This is a genomic window from Neptunomonas antarctica (genome assembly GCF_001305295.1).
Classification (GTDB): Bacteria; Pseudomonadota; Gammaproteobacteria; order Pseudomonadales; family Balneatricaceae; genus Neptunomonas; species Neptunomonas antarctica.
In genome coordinates this window covers 142,122-164,535 of record NZ_LJSI01000021.1, presented here as the reverse complement: position 1 = coordinate 164,535, position 22,414 = coordinate 142,122, and the positions used below count along the sequence as shown (strand labels likewise).

At 46.0% G+C, this 22,414-nt stretch carries 24 protein-coding genes; 12 read left to right on the top strand and 12 right to left on the bottom strand.

Features of this window, described 5'->3' with window-relative positions; genetic code table 11:
• Positions 1 to 32: 32 nt before the first annotated feature.
• From rplT to Nant_RS03230, 5 genes are all read right to left on the bottom strand, one after another.
• On the bottom strand, positions 33 to 389 hold the full coding sequence (rplT, locus tag Nant_RS03250; protein ID WP_054340209.1) for a 50S ribosomal protein L20: 357 nt from the start codon (positions 387 to 389) through the stop codon (positions 33 to 35).
• 41 nt (positions 390 to 430) lie between these two features.
• Positions 431 to 625, bottom strand: a complete 195-nt coding sequence (gene rpmI / locus Nant_RS03245; protein WP_054340208.1) for a 50S ribosomal protein L35 — start codon at positions 623 to 625, stop codon at positions 431 to 433.
• Positions 626 to 723: 98 nt separating this feature from the next.
• On the bottom strand, positions 724 to 1,218 hold the full coding sequence (gene infC / locus Nant_RS03240) for a translation initiation factor IF-3 (protein WP_425319948.1): 495 nt from the start codon (positions 1,216 to 1,218) through the stop codon (positions 724 to 726).
• A 66-nt stretch (positions 1,219 to 1,284) separates the two neighbouring features.
• Entirely contained in the window at positions 1,285 to 3,198 is a 1,914-nt protein-coding gene (gene thrS / locus Nant_RS03235; RefSeq protein WP_054340342.1) for a threonine--tRNA ligase, read from the bottom strand.
• A gap of 230 nt (positions 3,199 to 3,428) precedes the next feature.
• A complete protein-coding gene (locus Nant_RS03230) occupies positions 3,429 to 4,127 on the bottom strand; it encodes a FadR/GntR family transcriptional regulator (RefSeq protein WP_054340341.1) in 699 nt (232 codons plus the stop codon).
• A gap of 182 nt (positions 4,128 to 4,309) precedes the next feature.
• Between Nant_RS03230 and Nant_RS03225 the strand changes: the two genes are divergently transcribed.
• The 3 genes from Nant_RS03225 to Nant_RS03215 are packed head-to-tail and all read left to right on the top strand — an operon-like array spanning position 4,310 to position 7,195.
• Positions 4,310 to 5,098 (top strand): (Fe-S)-binding protein, encoded by a 789-nt coding sequence (locus Nant_RS03225; RefSeq protein WP_054340206.1) that lies wholly within the window; start codon positions 4,310 to 4,312, stop codon positions 5,096 to 5,098.
• An 11-nt stretch (positions 5,099 to 5,109) separates the two neighbouring features.
• Entirely contained in the window at positions 5,110 to 6,516 is a 1,407-nt protein-coding gene (locus Nant_RS03220; RefSeq protein ID WP_054340205.1) for a LutB/LldF family L-lactate oxidation iron-sulfur protein, read from the top strand.
• Positions 6,517 to 6,529: 13 nt separating this feature from the next.
• Complete coding sequence (locus Nant_RS03215) at positions 6,530 to 7,195, top strand: LutC/YkgG family protein (RefSeq protein ID WP_054340204.1); 666 nt, start codon at positions 6,530 to 6,532, stop codon at positions 7,193 to 7,195.
• A gap of 113 nt (positions 7,196 to 7,308) precedes the next feature.
• On the opposite strand, the gene Nant_RS03210 is transcribed toward Nant_RS03215, so the two are convergent.
• Together Nant_RS03210 and Nant_RS03205 are read right to left on the bottom strand one after the other, a co-directional pair.
• The gene (locus Nant_RS03210; RefSeq protein ID WP_054340203.1) at positions 7,309 to 7,440 is read right to left on the bottom strand and encodes an entericidin A/B family lipoprotein; all 132 of its coding nucleotides are present in this window, start codon (positions 7,438 to 7,440) and stop codon (positions 7,309 to 7,311) included.
• 34 nt (positions 7,441 to 7,474) lie between these two features.
• Positions 7,475 to 7,711, bottom strand: a complete 237-nt coding sequence (locus tag Nant_RS03205; RefSeq protein WP_054340202.1) for a DUF2789 family protein — start codon at positions 7,709 to 7,711, stop codon at positions 7,475 to 7,477.
• Positions 7,712 to 7,942: 231 nt separating this feature from the next.
• On the opposite strand from Nant_RS03205, the gene Nant_RS03200 reads away from it, so the two are divergent.
• Positions 7,943 to 8,557, top strand: a complete 615-nt coding sequence (locus tag Nant_RS03200; protein ID WP_054340201.1) for a YigZ family protein — start codon at positions 7,943 to 7,945, stop codon at positions 8,555 to 8,557.
• A gap of 120 nt (positions 8,558 to 8,677) precedes the next feature.
• On the opposite strand, the gene Nant_RS03195 is transcribed toward Nant_RS03200, so the two are convergent.
• Positions 8,678 to 9,871, bottom strand: a complete 1,194-nt coding sequence (locus Nant_RS03195) for a zinc-binding metallopeptidase family protein (protein WP_054340200.1) — start codon at positions 9,869 to 9,871, stop codon at positions 8,678 to 8,680.
• A gap of 330 nt (positions 9,872 to 10,201) precedes the next feature.
• The gene (locus Nant_RS03190; RefSeq protein WP_076496029.1) at positions 10,202 to 11,638 is read right to left on the bottom strand and encodes a mechanosensitive ion channel family protein; all 1,437 of its coding nucleotides are present in this window, start codon (positions 11,636 to 11,638) and stop codon (positions 10,202 to 10,204) included.
• Positions 11,639 to 11,819: 181 nt separating this feature from the next.
• On the opposite strand from Nant_RS03190, the gene Nant_RS03185 reads away from it, so the two are divergent.
• The gene (locus Nant_RS03185) at positions 11,820 to 12,041 is read left to right on the top strand and encodes a hypothetical protein (RefSeq protein WP_054340199.1); all 222 of its coding nucleotides are present in this window, start codon (positions 11,820 to 11,822) and stop codon (positions 12,039 to 12,041) included.
• Positions 12,042 to 12,107: 66 nt separating this feature from the next.
• Here the strand turns inward: Nant_RS03185 and Nant_RS03180 are convergent, their stop codons facing one another.
• The gene (locus Nant_RS03180) at positions 12,108 to 12,584 is read right to left on the bottom strand and encodes a YHS domain-containing (seleno)protein (protein ID WP_076496028.1); all 477 of its coding nucleotides are present in this window, start codon (positions 12,582 to 12,584) and stop codon (positions 12,108 to 12,110) included.
• A gap of 159 nt (positions 12,585 to 12,743) precedes the next feature.
• On the opposite strand from Nant_RS03180, the gene Nant_RS03175 reads away from it, so the two are divergent.
• Both Nant_RS03175 and Nant_RS03170 read left to right on the top strand, forming a co-directional pair.
• Entirely contained in the window at positions 12,744 to 13,631 is an 888-nt protein-coding gene (locus Nant_RS03175; protein ID WP_054340198.1) for an AraC family transcriptional regulator, read from the top strand.
• 48 nt (positions 13,632 to 13,679) lie between these two features.
• Entirely contained in the window at positions 13,680 to 14,276 is a 597-nt protein-coding gene (locus tag Nant_RS03170; protein WP_054340197.1) for a DJ-1/PfpI family protein, read from the top strand.
• 139 nt (positions 14,277 to 14,415) lie between these two features.
• Here the strand turns inward: Nant_RS03170 and Nant_RS03165 are convergent, their stop codons facing one another.
• Positions 14,416 to 15,258, bottom strand: coding sequence for a PhzF family phenazine biosynthesis protein (locus Nant_RS03165; protein WP_054340196.1), 843 nt, complete (start codon positions 15,256 to 15,258; stop codon positions 14,416 to 14,418).
• A 131-nt stretch (positions 15,259 to 15,389) separates the two neighbouring features.
• Between Nant_RS03165 and Nant_RS03160 the strand changes: the two genes are divergently transcribed.
• The 3 genes from Nant_RS03160 (at position 15,390) to Nant_RS03150 (ending at position 18,545) form a co-directional block, all read left to right on the top strand.
• A complete protein-coding gene (locus Nant_RS03160) occupies positions 15,390 to 16,277 on the top strand; it encodes a LysR family transcriptional regulator (RefSeq protein ID WP_054340195.1) in 888 nt (295 codons plus the stop codon).
• A 155-nt stretch (positions 16,278 to 16,432) separates the two neighbouring features.
• Positions 16,433 to 17,713 (top strand): GGDEF domain-containing protein, encoded by a 1,281-nt coding sequence (locus Nant_RS03155; protein WP_054340194.1) that lies wholly within the window; start codon positions 16,433 to 16,435, stop codon positions 17,711 to 17,713.
• Positions 17,694 to 18,545: a substrate-binding periplasmic protein gene (locus Nant_RS03150; protein ID WP_238377059.1), complete on the top strand. Its 852-nt coding sequence runs from the start codon at positions 17,694 to 17,696 to the stop codon at positions 18,543 to 18,545. Before Nant_RS03155 ends, Nant_RS03150 begins: the two co-directional genes overlap by 20 nt.
• A 274-nt stretch (positions 18,546 to 18,819) precedes the next feature.
• On the opposite strand, the gene Nant_RS03145 is transcribed toward Nant_RS03150, so the two are convergent.
• Positions 18,820 to 19,824 carry a LysR family transcriptional regulator gene (locus Nant_RS03145; protein WP_054340193.1) on the bottom strand — a complete coding sequence of 335 codons (1,005 nt, stop codon included), beginning with the start codon at positions 19,822 to 19,824 and terminating at the stop codon, positions 18,820 to 18,822.
• 189 nt (positions 19,825 to 20,013) lie between these two features.
• Here Nant_RS03145 and Nant_RS03140 point away from each other — a divergent pair, with 189 nt between their 5' ends.
• Both Nant_RS03140 and dctP read left to right on the top strand, forming a co-directional pair.
• Positions 20,014 to 21,321: an NAD(P)/FAD-dependent oxidoreductase gene (locus Nant_RS03140; RefSeq protein WP_054340192.1), complete on the top strand. Its 1,308-nt coding sequence runs from the start codon at positions 20,014 to 20,016 to the stop codon at positions 21,319 to 21,321.
• A 77-nt stretch (positions 21,322 to 21,398) separates the two neighbouring features.
• Positions 21,399 to 22,409: a TRAP transporter substrate-binding protein DctP gene (gene dctP, locus Nant_RS03135; RefSeq protein WP_054340191.1), complete on the top strand. Its 1,011-nt coding sequence runs from the start codon at positions 21,399 to 21,401 to the stop codon at positions 22,407 to 22,409.
• Positions 22,410 to 22,414 lie beyond the last annotated feature (5 nt).

The following is a 22,414-nucleotide window of genomic DNA, read 5'->3' as shown; positions in this document are numbered from 1 at the left end:
ATAGCGACCTCTGTAAGCAGAGGTGAAGCATATTACGCTAAAGCAGCTTTCGCTTTTTCAACAATAGCAGTAAATGCAACCTGTTCGTGAACAGCCAGATCAGCCAGTATTTTACGGTCGATTTCAATGCTAGCTTTTTTCATACCAGCAATAAAACGGCTGTAAGACAGACCATTCAAGCGTGCCGCAGCATTGATACGTGCAATCCACAGAGCGCGGAATTGACGTTTTCTTTGGCGACGGTCACGATACGCATATTGACCTGCTTTGATAACAGCCTGTTTAGCTACACGGAATACACGGCTACGAGCACCATAGTAACCTTTAGCTTGTTTCAGTATTTTCTTGTGACGGCGACGAGCCTGAACACCACGTTTTACACGAGCCATTCTTTACCTTCCTATATTCAATTCTGTTAGTGAAAAAACGACTAGATGTAAGGCAACATACGACGGATCGAAGCTCGATCTGCAGCATGAACCTGTAACATCGGACGAAGCTGACGCTTACGCTTAGTGCTTTTCTTAGTCAGAATGTGACTTTTGAAGGCCTGCTTGTGCTTGAAGCCATTTGCAGTCTTTTTAAAGCGTTTTGCCGCACCGCGGCAAGATTTAATCTTAGGCATTACAAATCTCCACGCATTCGTTAGTTTTTTTCATCCGGAAAAAACGACAAAACCCGCGACTACCAAAAAGGCAGATACGGGTTAAGCAGCCTTACGGATTACTTTTTCTTCTTCGGGGCGATCACCATGATCATCTGACGACCTTCCATCTTAGGACGCTGTTCAACTGCACCATGTTCTTCCAGATCTTTTTCGATCCGTAATAACAGGTTCATGCCCAGTTCCTGATGAGCCATCTCCCGGCCGCGGAAACGTAAAGTTACCTTAGCCTTATCCCCTGCTTCTAGGAAACGTACCAGGTTGCGTAGCTTTACCTGATAATCCCCATCTTCCGTCGCAGGACGGAATTTCATTTCCTTAACCTGGATCTGATGCTGTTTCTTTTTAGCTTCAGCCTGTTGTTTTTTGATTTCGTATTGGTGTTTACCAAAATCCATCAATTTACAAACAATAGGATCTGAGTCAGAAATCTGAACCAGGTCAAGTTCGGCCGCTTGAGCCATCTCAAGTGCCTCAGTAATCGATACGACGCCTACCTGCTCACCATCAGCACCAATTAGACGTAGTTCTTGAGCTTTGATATTTTCATTAATGGGTGTGCGATTATCACGACGCGCACCTCTTTTATTATCACGCTTAATTGTTATATCTCCTAATGATTATTCGCAACCCTTCTGATCCACGTCTTTATTCAGGAAGCTGGTGAATGTTTCTATACTCATTGAGCCGAGGTCTTTACCCAAGCGCGTTCTTACGGACACACACCCGTTCTCAACCTCTTTATCACCAACTACCAAAAGGAAAGGAACCTTCTGAAGAGTTCGCTCACGGATTTTAAAGCCGATCTTCTCGTTTCTCAAGTCCGAAACGACTCTAAATCCATTATTTTCCAGTGTTTTTACTACATCTTGACAATATTCGGCCTGTTTATCTGTGATATTCATCACAACAGCCTGTACTGGTGAAAGCCAAGCCGGCAATGCGCCTGCATAGTTTTCAATCAGGATACCAATAAAACGCTCAAAGGATCCAAGTATTGCCCGATGTAACATAACGGGAGTTTCACGTTCACCCACTTCATTAACGAACTGAGCTTCTAAACGCCCCGGCATTGAAAAATCTACTTGAATTGTACCACATTGCCAGACACGACCTAGGCAATCTTTTAAAGAAAATTCAATTTTCGGACCATAAAACGCACCTTCGCCGGGTAATTCCTGCCAATCAAGCTTAGCAGCGTCTAACGCATCAGCCAATGCCTTCTCCGCCTTATCCCAAACCTCATCAGATCCTACACGCTGTTCAGGGCGTGTCGACAATTTATAGATAATCTCTGTGAAACCAAAGTCTGCATACACTTCATGCAAAAACCTAATAAAACTGGCAACTTCAGACTGAATAGCATTTTCAGCACAGAAAATATGCGCATCATCTTGTACAAAGCCACGCACACGCATAATGCCATGCAAAGCACCCGAAGGCTCATTACGATGACACGAACCAAACTCAGCCAAACGCAGTGGCAAATCACGGTATGAACGCAGACCCTGGTTGAACACCTGAATATGACAAGGACAGTTCATAGGCTTAATCGCGAAGTCTTTACTCTCAGAATGCGTGGTAAACATCTGTTCGGAGAACTTATCCCAATGTCCGGACTTCTCCCACAAACTACGTTCAACCACCTGAGGTGTTTTGATTTCCTGATAGCCATGTTTACGTTGTTTTGTACGCATGTATTGTTCGATTTGCTGATATAGCGTCCAACCATGCGGATGCCAGAACACCATACCGGGTGCTTCTTCCTGCAAATGAAACAGGTTTAACTGCTTTCCTAGCTTACGGTGGTCGCGCTTTTCAGCTTCTTCCAAACGATGCAGGTAAGCGGCTAACTCTTTTTTATCACCCCATGCCGTGCCATAGATGCGCTGCAACATGGCGTTGTTAGAATCACCACGCCAGTATGCGCCGGCCACCTTCATTAATTTGAAGACCTTAATATGACCCGTTGAAGGAACGTGAGGGCCACGACACAAATCGATAAAGTCACCTTGTGAGTAGAAAGAGAGATCCTGATCTGCAGGAATTGAACTCAGCAGTTCGACCTTATATTTCTCACCCATTTTTTCAAACAGAGCAACACTGTCGTCACGACTCATAACAGAGCGGGATACCGGCAGATTTTGCTTAGCGAGCTCAGACATTTTCTTTTCAATCTTTTCCAGATCTTCAGAAGTAAAAGGACGCTCATAAGCAAAATCGTAATAAAAGCCGTTCTCGATCACAGGACCGATCGTGACCTGAACTCCTGGAAACAATGCCTGTACTGCCATCGCCATCAAATGCGCACATGAGTGACGAATCACCTCAACGCCGGCTTCATCACGTGCCGTGATAATCGCTAATTCGGCATCATCATTGATGATAAAAGAAGTATCAACGGGCTCACCATTCACTTTTCCTGCCAAGGCAGCTTTAGCAAGGCCAGCACCGATATCAGCGGCGACGTCAAATACGGAAACGGGGTTAGCAAACTCGCGCTTACTGCCGTCAGGGAGGGTAATAACAGGCATTTCTTTTCCTTGTTTATCAGTGGTGACCCCTACGACAGGCCACTTCAATTTCAATACTTTATGCACATCGTACAAACCAGGTACGCAGCGCTGGAGGCGCATTTTACCAAACCCTCACGATAAAGCCATGGCAGCTATTCGATTAACCTATTATTAGACGGGAATTAAACACTGATCCAGCTATCGAACAGTACCGGTACCTTATCAGGCAGCCAAAGTGGCGCCCTATTTTAATCAGCACCTTCAAGCAGCTTTCGGGTAAACAGAATATGCTCACGCGCGGCTTTACGGGCCTTTTGCGCATCTCTTTTTTGTAACGCATGATAAATTTGTTCATGCTGCATACGAATCCCATCGGGGTAACGACCAAACTTAATCAGGGTGTTATTGAGTACGCCATAAATCGCATTAAAATAACGATTATAAAAGAGCTGACTAAAGGAGGTGATCAGAACATGATGGCTGGATTCTGCAATCATCATATGAAAACGAAGATCGGCTTTTGCCTTATCGAGCGTGCTAAGTCCCTTGCTACGTAACTGCATGCGCTTAAATTCTTCGGCAATGTCATGTAGTTGCTGGTCTGTGGCGCGCAGTGCTGCAAAATAGGCCGCCTCACCTTCAAGAAACGCTCTGGCTTCTAAGACCTGAAGCTGAAAATCCAGATTATCACCCACGCCTTCCAGCGGCATTTCTATATGATCGAGCATCATATTCTGGCAAATACTTCTGCCACCCGGCACTGTTTTAATCAGGCCCTCAAGCTCTAACTGTTGAATCACCTCTCTGACCGTAGAGCGCGCCAAGCCTGTCAACGCCGCTAATTGACGCTGAGAAAGCAACGCCTGATCAGGAATAATATCGCCTAACAGAATCTTCTGTTTCAGATAGCGGCAAAGCTGCTCTTTTGTCGACACTGTATGCTTCATCAACATAGACTTTATACTTATTCCCTTACGTAGATTAAACATTCACGTTATGTACGTTCTGGTCAGACCAGTTTTTAGTTTAGCATTTCTTTTACGCTTAACCTTACCTATCTTGGTTAACAGATATACAGTCTTTAGATGACATAACAAAAATTAACGTCCAAACACTTTAGGTAAACGCCATGCTCGCATCAGAAAAGCCTATTCAGGTCGGTCTATTTGTCACCTGTCTGGTCGATATGTTTCGCCCCAGTATCGGCTTCGCCACCATCAAACTGCTTGAAAACGCAGGATGTAACGTCACTGTACCCGAAGCACAAACGTGTTGTGGGCAACCCGCGTTTAACAGCGGCGACAAAAAAACGACTCAAGACATCGCCCGTCAAACCATCACGGCATTTGATGGTTTTGAATACGTAGTCGGCCCTTCTGGTTCGTGTATTGGCATGCTACATCAATATGTTGATCTATTTGATGACACTGATCCCTGGAAAGCGCGCGCGGAAGATCTGCGTAACCGCGCCTTTGAAATCACCTCATTCCTCGTTGATGTGATCGATTTCGATTCAATGCTTGCGTCTTACGAGGGCAATGTAACCTATCACGACTCCTGTGCCGGATTACGAGAACTGGGTGTGAAGCAGCAACCCCGTAAACTCCTTGCAAACGTTGCCAATTTATCATTAACCGAAATGGAAGACGCCGAGACTTGTTGCGGATTTGGTGGGACTTTTTGTGTGAAATATCCGGAAATTTCCAATCGCATGGTGGAAAACAAATCGGCTAATGTTCAAGTCTCTGGTGCAACTACCCTATTGGGCGGCGATCTGGGCTGCCTGCTGAATATGGCAGGTAAACTCAAACGTCAGGGCCATAAAATTGAAACACGCCATATCGTTGAAGTACTGGCAGGCATGACTGATGAGCCTGCGATTGGCGATTCAGCTTACGAACTTGGCCAACCGGCGTAGGAGATAACATCATGGAAATTAAGAGCCCTGCATTTAAAGAAAACGCCCGCATTGCCTTACACGATGTAAATTTACAGAAAGCATTAGGCAATCTCAAAGCAGGTTTTCCCGTTAAGCGTTCTACTGCGGTTGCCCGGATGCCTGAATTCGATCAACTACGCGACGAAGGCACCGCGCTGAAAAACCACATTCTGGAAAATCTGGATATCTATCTGGAACAGTTCGAAGCGAATGTCATCAAAAATGGCGGACACGTCCATTGGTGTCGAACGCCGGATGATGCCTGCAAAAAAATTCTGGAAATATGTAAAGAAGTTGATGCTAAAACCGTCACCAAAGGTAAATCGATGGTCTCTGAAGAGATCAACCTGAACGATTATCTGGAAAAAAATGGCGTAGAGCCAATCGAGACAGATCTCGGCGAATACATCTTGCAACTACGTGGCGACCATCCCAGCCATATCATTGCACCGGCGATCCATTTGAATCTGGAAGACGTTTCCGAGATTTTTCACGAAAAGCACAATCGACCAAAATCCAGTGATCCTGCCGTATTAATGCAGGAAGCCCGCGAAATGCTACGCGAGAAGTTTGCCGGTGCCGATGTAGGCATTACCGGCGCTAACTTTCTGGTCGCAGAAACCGGCTCCACCATTATTGTTACCAATGAAGGTAATGGTGACCTGACACAAACACTGCCAAAAACTCATATAGTGGTTACTTCTATCGAAAAAGTAGTGCCCACCCTCGAAGATATGACACTCTTCCTGCGCTTGCTGGCTCGCTCAGCCACCGGGCAGGAATTTACCGTCTATAACACCTTGTCGACAGGGCCTCGCAGAGCAGAAGATCAGGACGGACCTGAAAACTTTCACGTTGTCCTCGTCGATAACGGCCGTAGTGAAATGGTCGGCACCGAGTTTCAGGATATGTTGCGCTGTATTCGCTGTTCAGCTTGCATGAACCACTGCCCTGTTTACGGTGCCGTGGGCGGTCACAGCTATGGGTGGGTTTACCCCGGCCCTATGGGATCGGTACTGACACCACAAATGGTAGGAATTGAGAATGCAGGCCTACTGCCGAATGCATCAACCTTCTGCGGTAAGTGCGAATCAGTCTGCCCTGTTCGCATTCCACTGCCGAAGCTGATGCGTCACTGGCGCGAAGATGAGTTCGCCAAGCATTTAAGCCCGAAAGCGGTACGCTGGGGGATTGGCGGCTGGGCCTTCTTTGCTAAACGCCCTGCCCTGTATCGATTGCTCGCCGTTAGCTCCAATCTATTTCTACGCCTGATGGCAGGGAAAAAAGGACGCATCAAGAAAATCCCGATGGCGGGTGGCTGGACCGACTGGCGGGATATGCCAGCACCCAGCGGTAAAACATTTATGTCACAGTACAAATCACGTAAACAGAGCTAACGGGGGATATGTTATGAGTAAAGCAGAAATTCTTGGCAACATTCGCCGTGGCCTGAAACGCGGTGAAGCTTCAGAAGAGCAAAAACAGGCCGTATTAAACCGCATCAACCAGCATGCACGTAATCTGATTCCACAGCGCTCCCAATTGTCGCATGCAGGACAGATAGAACTTTTCATTGCTATGGCAACAGAAGCAGCGGCCGAGTTATTCCAGCTAAACAGTATTACTGAGGTGCCGCAAATTTGCGCTACCTGGCTGAAAGACCATCACATCGATACGCTGGTAACGGCCAGTGATGAGGCTATTTTAGGACTCGACTGGGATTCTGCAGCGGAGCTAACCTGTGTGCAGCGCGTAGCTCAAGTGGGAGATTCGGCTAGCCTGACCACCAGCTTTGCGGGTATCGCTGAAACCGGAACACTGATGCTGCATTCAGGTAAAGATAGCCCGACAACGCTGAATTTCTTGCCGGATAATCACTTTGTGATTTTAAACCGATCCGACATCGTCGGCCCGTATGAAGACGCATGGCAAAAACTGCGGGATAAAACCCAAGGCGAATTACCACGCACCGTCAATATGATTACAGGCCCTTCTCGCAGTGCAGATATAGAACAGACACTACAAATGGGCGCACATGGCCCTAAAGATCTGATTATCTTACTAATTAACGATTAAGTTGTTTCCAGAGCTTTTATCTTAGCTTTTTCCTTAGCTTTTACTTTAGTTCTGGCCGAGCTTTAGCCATAAAAAAGGGTGCCATCGGCACCCTTTCAAATTTTGTTCGGAGGCTATTTTTTAGATGCTTCTTCGATCGCCTCGCCACCTTTTTTGAGATCTTTACCAAACCCCTCAACGGTACTACAACCCGACATTACAGCACTAAAAAAAACAGCAACCAGAGCTATGTATAACTTATTCATCGACTATTCCAAGTAATTAATATGGCCAAACTGACTATCTTTTTTTACGTAACAAGGAATCTAACGCATCCACCATCTCGGACCAATCGGCATCATTAGCACGGCTTTCTTTAATGAATGCAGACTGCCCTGGAGACCAGAATGACGCATCTTCCAAAGCAGTTTCTGCATCCAGAACATGCTGTTGAATAAACGTCTCGATATCTTTCCCTTCAACACTTAAACCTAACTGAAGAAATAAATTTTCAAAATTATGCTTAACCGTATCCATATGCCTCTCCTGACCTTGTTTCGCTATTAGCTTAGCATCACGTCAGCAACGTCACTTAAACTTTACTGCATCCCAAACAATTTACTCTTGCGTGAACGCTTAATCAAATCATCCTGCTACATATGACCCTGCCCATTTAGAATAATTCTGCGCGACTGCACTTCAGTGTTAAAGTAACCTTCATTTATATTCTCTTTTATACTCCCCTCTTATCTTCACGGGATTTTTCACGTGCCCCAGCCTTTTTACCTAAAACCTACTGCGACAACAGAAACGCTATATGAAATCAAAAAGAGCCGTTTTTATGTATCGCTAACACCCCTTTCCACTGTTCCTGCCGCCCGCGCTTATATTCAACAGGCGAAAGCAGCCACGCCCTCAGCAAACCATCATTGCAGCGCATTTATTACAGGGGCTCCTCAGTCAGAAGAAGGCTTTGGCTATAGTGATGATGGAGAGCCGTCCGGCACCGCAGGCAAACCCATGTTTAATGTACTGCAAGGACAAAACATTGGCCAAGCGTGCGTGCTGGTAACACGCTTTTTTGGTGGTATAAAGCTTGGTACGGGCGGCTTGGTGCGCGCTTATTCAACGAGCGTCAAAGAAGCGATCGCACAGGCAATATTTGAAGAAGTACACCCTCGCTGTACGATCGAACTCACTTACCCTTACACCTTGTCGTCAACAGTTGACGCAGTATTACACACTGTTGATACTCAGGTAATAGACAGCCAATATGCGGAATCCGTTACGCTTACCGTCAGCATACCGGCATCATCTGCCAGCGAATTAACACAACAAATACAAGAACGCGGCAGAGGCCTGCTAAGTATAAAAGTGCTCTGAAACTCACCGTTTACAGCACGGGCATTATGGCAAATCATCTTATCGCAAGCTGGCTTTACACATAACAAAAGTCAATTCAGCAGGCATTTTTATGCCTGCTGTCTCGTAAATCATCAGCGCTTATAAAGCAGAGTTGTTAAGCAACGCTTTCGCAGCAGCCGGGAGTTTAGTGTGCGGGTTGCTGACAGAGGTATGTATGATGTAATGAATATAACGTAGTTTTTTCTCAATCACTTCATTCAACACAAAGGGGTAGGCATCAGGCAGCCCCATACTACGGTTGAGTGAATTAAGAATGACCGAGAAACGCACCCATGTCTCGATCATATCCAGCAACGATGATTTTTTATCGAAATAGTTGATGGCTTGCGGTAAGTGCAACTCTTTCATATCGGTATTATCGGTCGTGTGGTTATTAGTATTGACTTGCAAACCAAACGATTGAGCCGTTTCCAGTGTATCAATCATGTGTAGATAGTGTGACCAGGTTTCAGCAAAATCTTCCCACGGGTGCATACTTGCATAGGGAGAAATGAAGTTATCCTGCCAGTTATCAGGCGCCCCATTTTCATAATGATACTTCAGAGCATCCTGATAACTTTCACGTTCATCTCCAAAAAGAGCACGAAATCGTTTACATTCTGCAGGATGACGAGCGATCAACACATCCCAATAATAATGGCCTATCTCATGGCGAAAATGCCCAAGCAGGGTGCGGTAACGTTCACCCATTGCCAAGCGGGTCGATGTACGCGCGACATCATCAGCCTCGGCAATATTAATCGTGATGTGACCATTATTATGCCCGGTAAAGACGGGATCATAACCGTCCAGCGGCGTAGTAAAGTGATCACTGACCTGTTTATCCGCCAAAAAGTCAAAGCTAAGCCCCAGTTCCGGATATTGCTGTTTATCCAGCAAAGGCAACTCCAGATCACTGAGTGTCACGAGCGTGCGACGTTTAGCCGTTTCCAGCTTACGCCATAAGGCGGTATGCCCCGGCACAGACAAATTAGGGATATTCTCATTAAAATGGCAGCTAAAACATAACATTTGATTGGGAAGAACGTCGGCCTTGATGCTGTCAGTCGGCACCATGCCATTACACGCCTGATGCTGACTGTAATTATCACACTGTCGGTATTGTTTTTCATTGACTGTAGAAGTATATATTCCAGCGGATTCAGTGGCATCAAAGCCGATGACTGCTTTTATATCCTGACAATATCCTGTTAAACGCCCGCAGGTTGTACATTGAGTACTTTCAAAAAAAAGGGTACTGGTTACGCCGCAAATGCAGCTGAAAATTTTCATAAGTCTAGAGCACCCTTTATATTGTCTAATGCAGGTTAGTTGATATCACGACAGAGTGATGCATGGAATATCGGCTGTTTATATACCACGTAACAAATATCGATGCTACGAAGTTGAGACGTTATTTTAATGCATTCACTGGGCACAGTATAAACAAAAAGTACGCAATAAACGGCAACACTATTCAGCTAATACCTATCCACAGCCATAGGTTTCAAACATAAGACAGAAGCCACTTTGGAACAGATAAACCCGCGGCAGCCACGAACGAATTACAAACCAGACACAAGCGCGTGTCAAAGGCCTGTTACCTGCAGAAACGCTTTAAAATCAGAGAATATTCTTGCCTTGTTCCGGATCGCGGGAGGCAGCAGCCTGTTGTCGTATATCATCCGTATCACTGCTCAAATCATCATGCGCACTCACTTCAAGATCAGCTCCGACCTGCGAGGTATAAAATGGCACGGATGGCTCAGTCACAGGGGCAACAATCAGAGGAGAACTGGCTGTAGAATCCTGTTCTTTAACATCGTTTACATCTTTCATAACGACAGGCACACCCTGCGGGAAAATAATCTCTCGTGAATCATCCGGCATACTGATGCCATGTCTCTCTAGCTCCCGCATAATTAAGCGCATCATGATAGATCCGACCTTAGCCCCACTGTGCATACGCTGATCAACCCAATAGTAAATTCGCAGATTGATAGTCGATGAGCCTAACGATTCAACCAGCACCTGAGGTTCAGGATCGGCCAGCACCGCGTCATGCTGGATGAGCACCTTCAATGCCAGAGATTGAGATTTACGAATACTGGCATCGTAACCAATACCCAACACAAAACTCCCTCGTGCGAGTGGATTGGCAGTCCAGTTTTTGATCACATTGGTATAGATGGTCGCATTAGGAATTTGAATATGGTTGCCATTAAAGTCGACCAAGGTCGTCGCCCGCGCTGTCATTTTTTGCACAACGCCTTTATGGCTACTAATCTCGATTACATCTCCCATTTGAAACGGACGTTGCACACTCAATAACAAACTAGCAATAAAGTTTTCAGCAATATCTTTAAATGCAAACCCCACCACCAGCCCGATAACACCCGTACCGCTAATGATCGCCACAGCGACTTGCGTTAAGCCCGCTATCCTTAAGAAGAAATAAAAACCAAATAAAATGATGAACAGCATAATGGTACGGCTGACGACAACCTGCACCAACTGGCTCTGGTTCACTCCGCTAAAAGGTTTCATTAATAGGTGCGCAAGTGGTCGCGCTAGCATGATGCAGATAATCAGCACCACGAAACCAATCACGACCATCGGTAACACTTTTAAAGAAGCATACCAAAGCCGTGTCAGCTCAGCGCGCACCGGCGCCATATCCACCACACTTTTTGGGAGCGGAGAGATGTTATTAATGACAGCAACAACACCTTGCGTGTTTTTAGCAATATCCGTAGCCCAACCCACAAAGTGCTCGTCAGTTACCCGCCCTTCAAGAAACACCAAACCTTGTCGTGCCTCAACACTTAAGCTCGTATATTTATCAACCGTTGTCAGGATCCCCTCGATTCTGGATTGTATCTGCGCATCCTTAACTTGTTTATCAACATCAATAACCCGCTCGGTATTTTCGAGCGGTGCTTGTAACGCTGGCTCGAGCGCTGGTTGACTATCCGCCTTAACAGATAGCGATCCACTGCATAGCAAGAATAAAAACAGCCAACACAAGTGACCGGATAATCGCAGCGGGGCATTACTCATTACCTATCCTTTTTATAGACTCATAATATGCAGAGCACTATAACAAAATAATTGAACTGGAAATAACGCCAGACAGCAGAGTCAATTTCAGATAAGCACAAATAACCGATTATAAAACACAAGAAAATAAGCTAGCATCGTTAAGATGCAGCAATATTCAACGGCAATAAATGAGATCACTATGACCGAAAAAATAAACGACGACGCTTTACTGGCACTTAAAATTGCTTTTACCTATATGCCCAAAGCCATTGAAGTAACCAAGTACGAATACGGTGATCGATACCAAGCAGTGCTTGATCATATTGAAAAAGTAAGAGAAACCTTATTGATCAACGATGTTGATCCTGATGAAGTGTATGGCGAGATTGATCCTGCTAATACGCCTAACTCCTCCTATTAAAAAAGCGGCAGACGATATTTACCGTATGCCGCGCCAGTCTGGTCGATCTATATGAGATGTCTAGCCTTATAGCTTATCAGCAGCTACATCTTTTATTTTCGGCCAATTTCTATCTGCTGCAGCTAAGTTAGCCACAGGATTTTCTGACCAGACTTCTTGTACGACTTTGCTTTTTTGAACGTACAATTTACCGTCGATCAATTCAAACGCTTTGCCATCAATCGCAAGTTTTTTACCCAGTGATGTACCGTATGCACAGTAGCCACCAAATTGTGGAGCATACTTCTCAGGGTTAGCATTGAACGTGTCCCGGTTTGCTACTGATGAGAAACGATAGATAGCGCCGTTATGTATTGCGCTGATGTTTGCATCGCCTTCAACCGGTGCATTTTCAGTGAAATAGGCTACGGCATCATGCCCTGCAAGTGTTACGTTATTTTCGTCGGTTTGCACTTCAACACCCGCGAAGCTAAGGCTGCTAATAGTAAAAGCTGCCAGCAATACCAGCGCTTTTACTGGAGCCATAATGGATGATATTTTCATTGTTGTAGTCCTATTTTGCGTTGTGAGTTAGAGTTAAAATTGTAATTAAAACCAAAGTTAGGTTTTACCCAACAAGCACACAGTCTTGATGTGTTAAATCTTAAAGAATCTTCTATTAATCGGTAGGTTCGATTTACCAAGAGTTATGTCTGATCGTCTATGAATGCAATTAACCAATTACTCGACAGTTTAAAAATAGAAGCCAATGTGTATAACAATGGCCAGTTTTGCGGCGATTGGGCGATAGATACCTCAGGTTCACGCCAGATGACTTTTCATGTGGTATCAAAAGGAAAATGTTTTTTTAAGTTTGAGGGTGAGGCCATTGAATTGAGCGAAGGGGATGCGGTCTTTATGCCTTCTGACACTCAACACTGCGTCACCAATTTGCTTAATGGCACCCCTGCGGCGAATCAGATTGAAGCGCTACCCATGACGAAAAGCCTGGAGGAAGAGTCGACTGGCTTGGTATGCGGCCACTTTACCCACCGACATCCGATATTTGAGAAACTCGTCGCGCAGATGCCTAAGCTAATAGTCGTGCGACACAGCGACCATGGCGCTACTCGCCGGATTATTGAATTAATTCTGGAAGAAGCCCAAACATCGGGCCAACACACTAATGTGCTATTAAATCGCTTAGCCGACTGTCTGTTTTATCTACTGGTAAGAGGCAGTCTCGATACTGCCACTGGCGTGTTTGCCTCCTTCACGCATCCACAGCTGAGCGCAGCTATGGAGCTAATCCATCAACAGCGCAGCGGGCAGCGTCTCAGCTTAGATGATCTAGCCAGTGCAGCGTCGATGTCCCGCTCTGCATTTTCCAGCTTATTCAAAGAGGTTGTCCAGCAAACACCCATGGACTACTTAACACAATGGCGTATGACTCAGGCGTATCGCGCGCTGGCCGATGAAGGCATCACGACCCTGGATGCAGCACTAAGCTGCGGCTATGAAAGTGAGTCTTCTTTCGCCAAGGCCTTTAAGCGCGTTATGGGTGTTGGCCCGGGGCACGTGCGCGCCGGGACTGAAGAAGTTCAGGTTTAATCCAGACGTTAATGTATCCATGACAACAATTAAACGAGGCTCAGCACTATGCATATCGCTATTCTGACTTTTGATGGTTTTAACGAACTTGATTCCCTAATCGCACTTGGCATCCTGAATCGGATTAAAAAACCGGATTGGCGCGTATCGATAGCCAGCCCTACTGCACGTATTGAATCGATGAACGGTGTTGTATTAGAGAGCCAGATATCACTTCATGAGGCGAGTACTGCGGATGCCGTTATTATTGGTAGCGGCATGAAAACACGCGACGTTGTCGCGGATGAATCAATCATGGCGCAATTACAGCTTGATCCATCCCGGCAATTACTGGGCGCGCAATGCTCCGGCACGCTCATTTTAGCCAAGCTCGGTCTGTTACATGAGGTGCCTGCGTGTACCGACCTGACGACGAAGCCCTGGGTACAAGAGGCCGGAATTGAAGTACTAAACCAGCCCTTTTTTGCTAAAGGTAATGTAGCGACTGCTGGCGGTTGCCTTGCGTCCCAATATCTTGCGGTGTGGATAATTACTCGTTTAGAGGGGTTAGAAGCAGCAAAAAGTGCAATTCATTACGTAGCACCCGTGGGTGAAAAAGAAGAGTACGTAGAGCGCGCCATGAAAAACATCACGCCTTTTATATAACAATTGATTTAACTTTACTCTGCCCCAGACTGCTCCGTTGCGGACACGATTATTCCTTTAGGTGTCCGCATAAATATTTGAAGAGTCCAGAGGCCAACCTTTGATTTGTTTGGCGGCCCCGAATGTTGATTCGGTCGAGCTAATCAGTCAATTGGACGGCCGTACCCGACACCTTTATGCCGCCAACTTTCGGAATAGAAAGATTTAACTGACTTGGCCTTCCCATTATTTCGCCTTGCAGAATATTTATATCCTTCGGTGCATTAATTATTTTTGCTTCTCGTAAATAACCACCTAAAGCAACTGCCGCAGCGCCCGTAGCAGAATCATCGACTACACCACCAACCGGAAATGGATTCCGAGAATGAATGAGTTCATCGTTTTCACGCCAGATCAATTGTAGAGTGGTCAAATCATCATCTAGCATAATTTTTTTAAGTTTCTCGAAATCGTAGTTTAAGTCATCTAAGCGTTGTTTTGATTTCACTGCCAATACTAAGTGCCAATTCCCCCCAAACGCTCGTGCCGGCGGAATCTTGGTATCCAGATCATCCGAACTCCAGCCGAGGGCACACAGAGCGTCTTTAAGTAAAGTGTCAGATGCCAATTCAAACTTAGGCTCCACTGACGTAAGCGTGGCCTTCATTTCACCTTTATCCTCACTGACATCCACAGGAATAGTCCCTATAGTCGTTTCAAACTGATAGGTGCCACTACCTGATTTTTTACCTAAAGCTACGCCGGTTGCTATCGTAGCGTGCCCGCAAAATGGGACTTCAGCTTCTGGGCTGTAATAACGTACAGTTCTGATACTTCCTGTGCCAGGCGCGACAAAAGCTGTTTCTGAAAAGCCAACTTCAGCCGCAATGCGTTGCATTTCCCTCGGTTCGGGTAAAGTCTCACCAATCCATACGCCTGCTGGGTTGCCACCTTGAGGGTTGGAAGTAAATGCAGCTAGTTTTTGTAATGTATGCGAATTCATGGAATGCACCTTGGAGTTTGTTAGGTTACAGAATCAATTTACTCCACCCAACAAAGACAATAAATGAGTTAATATTGGCAAATCATGTGCATATATGCACATCAAATCCAAACTAGCTGAGGTGCTTGTTTATGAATTGGAATGATCTGAAGTATTTTCTGGCTTTGGCAAGAGAAGGCACGATTAGTGGTGCTGGCAGGCTGCTGAATGTAAAACATACTACCGTAGCGAGGAGAATTGAAGCCCTTGAAATCAGCCTGGGCACGCGATTATTTGATAAAAGCAGGAGTGGTTACTCTATGACACAAGCGGCAGAGAATCTCTACCAACAGGTCGTTTCAATGGAGGAGAAGGTACATACCATAAATAGACAAGCGGCAAATCAGGATTCTGCATTAGCCGGTCCATTAAAACTGACCATAGCGTTTGAACTTGCTAATCGCCTGATCATTCCGAAGATGGAAAAATTCTGTGAACGTTTTCCTGATATTGACATGCAGTTACTCATGACCAAAAGCCTAGTTGATTTGGCCGCCATGGAAGCCGATTTAGCCATTCGAATGACACCTAGTCCACCGGATTATCTAGTGGGTCATGAAATCATGAAATTGCATCACGGGATCTATGCTTCTCAAGAGCATTTACACTATCGTCCTAAAAAAACAAAAGTGGTACTTTTTCAATCAGAAAATAAGCGAACGGATTGGGTCAAAAAATATGCTGGCGATTCTGAAGTTTCACTTCGAGTCGATGACGTCGGTTCGATGGCAGTCGCTGCGGCCAATGGTTTTGGCTTGGCAAAATTACCTTGTTTTATCGGCGACACCCAACCTGGACTGGTTCGTTTAGATTTCAAAATACCACCATCTGATTGGGGAATTTGGATTTTGAATCATGTCGAGTTGCGAACAACAGCGAGAGTAAGGGCATGTAAAGAGCATTTGGTTTCGGTTTTGGAAAGTCAACGCGATCTAATTACCGGCAACTTATCCAATTTCGCATCAGACCGGACAGACTAGTTCATCATTGAGTTAAGTTCTTTTTTATCTAATGATATCAAGCTGAAGCTGTTGGATGGCGGTAAAGCAAACTCTATTCTATTAAGCTTTCATTAAGCACATTAGTAACCTAAGCTTAATTATAATTAAAAGTTTATCGGGAAGGGTTGTCTATAGTGTTTACAAGTTTTCTTCGCCCTAACAATCTGTCCAAAAAAATGATGCGTGTTATTTTTTCCATCTATTTGGGCGTAACCTGCTTAATCACAAGCATGCAGTTCTTGAGCGAGTATTTGAAAACGCAGGATTCAATCTTAAATGAATTAAAACAGTTAGAAGAAACAGTCCACGACCCAATTTCTACTAGTTTATGGCAATACAACCAGAAACAGCTGGATGCACTCATTGACGGGCTTATCAAAATGCCAATTATCGAGGGTGTGGATATTTTCGATAAGAATGCCAAAAATATAATATCTAAAAGATCCTACACGCCGGCCTCAGTCCCCTTGTCAATTTTCGATACAAAATCAGACTTAAATTGGGCACTTAATAATGAAAAAGTATTACTGGGATCGCTTACACTTTACTCCTCGTCGGAAGTCGTTTTAGATCGGGTTTTGTTCGGTTTCTCCTTGATTGCAATGACGGCTATCATCAAGTTATCTATTTTATTCTGGCTGTTTATTTGGGCCTTTGATCGTTATTTGGCAAGCCCCTTGAAAGAATTGATGTCGCAATTAAATAAGGTTCAATTGAGCCAAAACATAAGTGAACGGATTAACCTGTCAAACATTGAGAATAACGAACTCAGCCTGCTTCAAGGACATATGAATAAGATGCTCTCTGCCATGGAAAGGGACAGGGAACGATTATTGGAAGACGAACAAGCCAAGCGAAATTGGTTAGAAGAGACCGTTGCAAAGCGTACAGAAGCATTACAAATTTTGAATGAAAAACTCAAAGAGCTAGCAACAAAGGATTCTTTAACGGGTACATTAAATCGGGGCAGTTTCTTTGAAAGAACGCAACATCTGCTCGTTCTTTCTCAGCGCCAAAAATCGTCAGTATCTTTTATTTTGATGGATTTAGATTACTTTAAATTGATCAACGATACCTATGGCCACTTCACTGGTGATAAAGTACTCATTCATTTTACAGATACAATTCAAACTTTCTTAAGAAAGTCTGACCTCATTGGGAGACTGGGTGGAGAAGAGTTTGCCATATTTCTCCCGGATACCGGAATTGATGACGCCTTCCAGCTTGCCGACAAAATACGAAAGACCATTCGTAATGCAATTTTAGAAGTTGATGGTAAAACCGTCACCTACACTGTGAGTCTTGGCATTGAGTCATCGGAGCCAAAAGACCATTTAATTTCCGAACTATTTAAACGCGCCGATTTGAAACTTTATGGTGCTAAGGAGAAGGGTCGTGACCGTGTCGAAAAATAAGCAGCCGAAAAACAAAAAATCAAAAGGTGACCAAATGGTTCGCCTGTTGTTCCTCATGGTTTTTTTAACAGGAACAAGCATAGCCGGCATGAGTCATGCTACGACATTAAAAGTGTGCTATGACCAATGGGCCCCTATGACAATATTTCCATCAGAAGAGTCTTCTGCGCGGGGTGTTGTCATAGATATGCTGGATCAAATATACACATCAAAAGGCTATAAACTGGAATATTATGAAGTGCCTCTGGCAAGAGGACTGGCTATGGTAGCAGAGGGTCTTTGCGATATGTTGCCGGAATACCTATTTTCAAAGAATGCAGAAAAGGACTTCGAGTATGCCCGCGAAGCAACATTTGCATACACAACAGCCTTTGTCGTCAGACGAGATGATCCGTGGCGCTATCATGGTATTCAATCTATAAAAGGTAAACGCATCGCAACGGGGCCGGGCTGGGATTACAGCTCAATGAGTGCCGACTATCAAAAGCATATCGATGACCCAAAAAATGCTCGCTTCGTTGAAGTGATCGCTGGTTACGATGATGTGGTTGACCGGATTTTCCGCATGATTAAAGAAAACAGAGTCGACTTATATGCGGATAATGATCTTGTCCTTCAGCATGTTTTAAATCGGCTGAACTTTAATGATGACCTTAGGATTGTGCACCCAGGCTTAGAAAAAAAATTGGTTGAAATGCCGATCTTCTCAAAAAAAATTCCTGATGTAAAAAGACAGGAACTGATAAGAATTTGGAATGAGGGACGTTTGTCCATGAAGGGCAAAACAGAAAAAATGATTCTCAAAAAGTATAACGTAACATTTGAAGAGTAGTACCCACACGGATTGACGTAGAGAGTTTATTTTATAGCCTAAATAAGTCACCAACTATATGGTGAGCCTCAACCAACTGATAACGACCAATCAAGTTGGAAACCGATACTTCCATGGACTGATCTATATGATTGTAAGATCAATCCACAGAGAAAGATCGGTTTGAGTTGCCTATGTGATGAATGGCATGAGGTTACTGGTCTACTCTATTGAGCGAAAATCATCGGTTAATCGAGGCGCACTTAGGTATCTAACTTACAGCGCGTCGTTTGCATCACAAAGTGTGATCGTCACCCCCTCGGAGTTCGGACGTTACGTTGAATAACTCCTCAGTTATCCAGGGAGCCTGCGCCTGCAATCTGGGCAAAATATCGCTGATGAGGATCGACTGAATCAACGCAGCGATATTGCCTGGGATAGCCCCCAACTCTCCTTTACGCGCAATCAGCTGAATAGTTCTGTAGTGCCGGCTGTTACCCAGCTCCATTACCTTAACACCCGCCCCCCCACCCGAGGCATTGAGCGTCTGAGCCAAACAGGTCGCCGTTAGAATGGCCCAGCCGTGACCGTCGCGCACGAAGCTCATCAGGGTATGAGTATCATCGGTTTCATAGCGTACGTTGGCCTGTATTTGCATACGCCGCAACACGACTTCACTGAATCGGCCAATGCTCGCATCACGACCATACTTGATCATGGGCCAGCGCGTTGCGAGATCTTGCAGCGAAAAGTCCGAGTCGGTTATGTGCTCACTCGAAACGGCAAGTAGCATTGGATCACGGAACACAGCGAAGCGCTCGAGCCCCTCCACTCCGGCTAGGGTCTCGTCTGACACCAAGACGTCTATCTCCCGATTGAGGAAAGCCTCAGCCATTCCTGAAGTCAGCCCGCTACGCAGGGTAAGCCGTTCCGTCTGGTGACCAAGCGCAGCGATAAGCTTGCTGCCAAATACCTCTGCGCATGAGGTAACAAACCCCAAGCGACACTGCACCAACCCCTTATCCGCCGCTTCGCGCACAGTGGCGATAAGCCTGCGTAATTCGCCCAGAATGGCATCAGCATTCTTCTTAAGCACATGCCCTGCGACCGTGAGGCGTACAGGGCTGGTACGACGAACCACCAATTGAGTACCGACCTGCGCCTCCAGTTGTTTGAGAATCTGGGATACCGCAGGTTGGGTGACACCGAGCCGCTTCGCCGCTTCGGTCATGGACCCAGCTTCAGCAATGGTGACGAAAGAATTAAGTACATGGGTGTCGATAAGGAGTCCATCTTTCATGGTATCTCTCGTGTATTAATTAGCTTCAAAATAAATATTATTTATATAGAAGCTAATTTTAGCTTAAAACAGAGATCTAATGAAGACAAATGAATATTCAAGGTGCACTATTGTCTCGCACTTGGGCAGACGAGGTGCCAACAGCCCTTATCTGTCCATCATCTGTCAAGCTCGAACAGGAGAGTAGACGTGATTTTACCGCAATACGATGGTCGCTGTGGTTGGTACGAGCTACTCGGCTCAGTTTCCGAGTTCTCTGCACTCAACGATGATACAACATTCGATACCGTTGTTATTGGTGGCGGCTTTGTCGGTACGGCCGCCGCACGTCGCCTCGCCGAAAATTGCCCAGATGACAAGGTGCTATTGATCGATGCATTAAAAGTCGGCCAGGGTGCTTCGGGACGAAATTCCGGTTTTGTAATCGACCAACCCCACAAACGCGATCTCGAACGCGCTGACGATGTATTCAAGAACAAGATTATTCAACTCAATCGGGCGGCGATTGAATACCTGGAACATCAGATCGATAATTTCGGAATTGACTGCCAGTGGTCCCGAGTTGGTAAGTACCAGGGCGCGGTGGGCCCGCGCGGCGAAAAATACCTCAACAACTATGAGCAGCTTCTGCGCAATTCTGGCGAGCCCTATGAACGACTGTCTAAAGCCGAAGCTCAGGCGGTTTTCGGTACCGACTACTACAACGCCGCAATCTATACGCCCGGCGGTACTCTGGTACAACCAGCGGCTCTGATGCGCGGCCTGGCGGACTCGCTGCCAGCCAATGTTCGTGTCGTCGAAAATACACCGGTGTTGGAAATCTGTCGTCAGCCCAGCGGCTTCAAACTGAAGACCCGCAACGCCACTATCACCTGCAAACAGCTCATTGTCGCAACCAGCATCTTTACACCGGAGCTAGGGTTCATGAAAAACCGGATATTACCGGTGATGACCTTTGCCAGCATGACGCGACCACTGACCGACGCGGAGATGTCGCTATACGGCGGCCAGCTGGACTGGGGCATGACACCAGCGGATCATGCCGGCACGACCATGCGCATGACACAGGATCGCCGACTGATCATTCGAAACTCGTACCGCTATGCTCCGGATTACAACACCCCCGCTGCTGTCATCCCTGGCATCCAAGAGCGGCACCGCGAAGGCCTTGAGCATCGCTATCCGACGCTAAAACATGTCGGCATAGAATACACCTGGGGCGGCGCAACCAGTCTGTCAGCCAATTTCGAGACTTACTTTGGCAAACTCGAAGAGGGTATCTACTCATCGGGCTGCGATCAGAGTGTCGGAGCCGCACGAGGAACAATTTCGGGCATGATGCTAGCTGATATGCTATCAGGCAGACACAGTAAGTTGCTCACCAACATGCAGGAGGTATCGGGCAGCCCTTCACGCTTGCCGCCCAAACCGCTGCTTCGAATAGGCGTGCCACTGCGTATGGCAATGGCACGGCTGGCAAGCCGGACGGAAATATGACATCCGGTGCTTAACAATATTCGTGCAGAATGCGCGAGCCAACAACACAAAATAAATCTAAATAAGTGAGAGGCTAAATGAACATATTCAATATTACAAAGGTGCTGGCTATTTCTGCTGCCGTGGTCTTTTCTATGGTGACAACTGCTGACACCATTAAGCTGAAGATGGCCACCGACACTGGATCCAAGGGGTCTCCGACAGGCAACGCCCTTGATAACTGGGCTGAAATAATCCAGAAAAAAACAGCCGGCACACCCGACGAGATAAAAATCAACATCTTTTATCAGGATGAGTTGGGCGACCAAAAAGAAGTGTTTGACCTGTTCATGGCCGGCGAAGTAGACATGATGCTCAACTGGCCCCTCACTTCCTATGACAAGCGTATGGGCTTGCGCAACATGCCCTATATGTTCCTTAGCTGGGACCAGGCATTTGATGCCTACCGTCCGGGTGGTTGGCTCAACACTATCTATAACGAAGTACATAACGACCAGGGACTGACCTTTTTCGGGGCCTGGCCCGAAGGGTTTGGCGGTGTAGCTACCCGCGGCAAGTACGCAACCACCGTCGAAGGTGCCAAGGGGATCAAAGTTCGCGTGCCATCTAACTTCCCGAACCCGCAGACCATGCAAGCGCTGGGGTATCAAGCGACAGCCATCACCTGGGGTGAGGTATACACATCAATACAGACCGGGGTAGTCGATGGCGATGCGGGCAACATCATCTACTGGGACTACGAGTACTTTCGTGATGTGCTGACCCACTACACCCGTACAAAGCATGTATTCGTAACTGGCGTACTATCGATGAATACGGAAACGTGGGAAGAGCTAAATCCGAACCAGCAAAAGATCGTTGCCGATGCCGCGCTACTCGTTATGGAGAAACAGTTCGCCGATGCCAAAGCCCTTGACCAAAGCTACGTAGACAAAGCAGTGGCCGGTGGCATGGAGTACATAGAACCGACGGAAGAAGAGCTGCGCGCACTGGCAAAAGTTGCACGAGAGCAGGTATGGCCGCAGATGGAAGCAGAAGTGGGTCCAGAACTCGTACAACAAGTGCGGGAAAACGCTCCTAAGCTCTAACGATT

Excerpts from the sequence above, each read along its gene's own strand:
- Nant_RS03185 (WP_054340199.1), top strand. The coding sequence starts at position 11,820 with ATGACCGAAAAAATAAACGACGACGCTTTACTGGCACTTAAAATTGCT.
- Nant_RS03190 (WP_076496029.1), bottom strand. The coding sequence starts at position 11,638 with ATGAGTAATGCCCCGCTGCGATTATCCGGTCACTTGTGTTGGCTGTTT.
- Nant_RS03215 (WP_054340204.1), top strand. The coding sequence starts at position 6,530 with ATGAGTAAAGCAGAAATTCTTGGCAACATTCGCCGTGGCCTGAAACGC.
- Nant_RS03210 (WP_054340203.1), bottom strand. The coding sequence starts at position 7,440 with ATGAATAAGTTATACATAGCTCTGGTTGCTGTTTTTTTTAGTGCTGTA.
- Nant_RS03180 (WP_076496028.1), bottom strand. The coding sequence starts at position 12,584 with ATGAAAATATCATCCATTATGGCTCCAGTAAAAGCGCTGGTATTGCTG.
- dctP (WP_054340191.1), top strand. The coding sequence starts at position 21,399 with ATGAACATATTCAATATTACAAAGGTGCTGGCTATTTCTGCTGCCGTG.
- Nant_RS03165 (WP_054340196.1), bottom strand. The coding sequence starts at position 15,258 with ATGAATTCGCATACATTACAAAAACTAGCTGCATTTACTTCCAACCCT.
- Nant_RS03225 (WP_054340206.1), top strand. The coding sequence starts at position 4,310 with ATGCTCGCATCAGAAAAGCCTATTCAGGTCGGTCTATTTGTCACCTGT.
- rpmI (WP_054340208.1), bottom strand. The coding sequence starts at position 625 with ATGCCTAAGATTAAATCTTGCCGCGGTGCGGCAAAACGCTTTAAAAAG.
- Nant_RS03175 (WP_054340198.1), top strand. The coding sequence starts at position 12,744 with ATGAATGCAATTAACCAATTACTCGACAGTTTAAAAATAGAAGCCAAT.
- Nant_RS03145 (WP_054340193.1), bottom strand. The coding sequence starts at position 19,824 with ATGAAAGATGGACTCCTTATCGACACCCATGTACTTAATTCTTTCGTC.
- rplT (WP_054340209.1), bottom strand. The coding sequence starts at position 389 with ATGGCTCGTGTAAAACGTGGTGTTCAGGCTCGTCGCCGTCACAAGAAA.
- thrS (WP_054340342.1), bottom strand. The coding sequence starts at position 3,198 with ATGCCTGTTATTACCCTCCCTGACGGCAGTAAGCGCGAGTTTGCTAAC.
- Nant_RS03220 (WP_054340205.1), top strand. The coding sequence starts at position 5,110 with ATGGAAATTAAGAGCCCTGCATTTAAAGAAAACGCCCGCATTGCCTTA.
- Nant_RS03195 (WP_054340200.1), bottom strand. The coding sequence starts at position 9,871 with ATGAAAATTTTCAGCTGCATTTGCGGCGTAACCAGTACCCTTTTTTTT.
- Nant_RS03160 (WP_054340195.1), top strand. The coding sequence starts at position 15,390 with ATGAATTGGAATGATCTGAAGTATTTTCTGGCTTTGGCAAGAGAAGGC.
- Nant_RS03230 (WP_054340341.1), bottom strand. The coding sequence starts at position 4,127 with ATGAAGCATACAGTGTCGACAAAAGAGCAGCTTTGCCGCTATCTGAAA.
- Nant_RS03170 (WP_054340197.1), top strand. The coding sequence starts at position 13,680 with ATGCATATCGCTATTCTGACTTTTGATGGTTTTAACGAACTTGATTCC.
- Nant_RS03205 (WP_054340202.1), bottom strand. The coding sequence starts at position 7,711 with ATGGATACGGTTAAGCATAATTTTGAAAATTTATTTCTTCAGTTAGGT.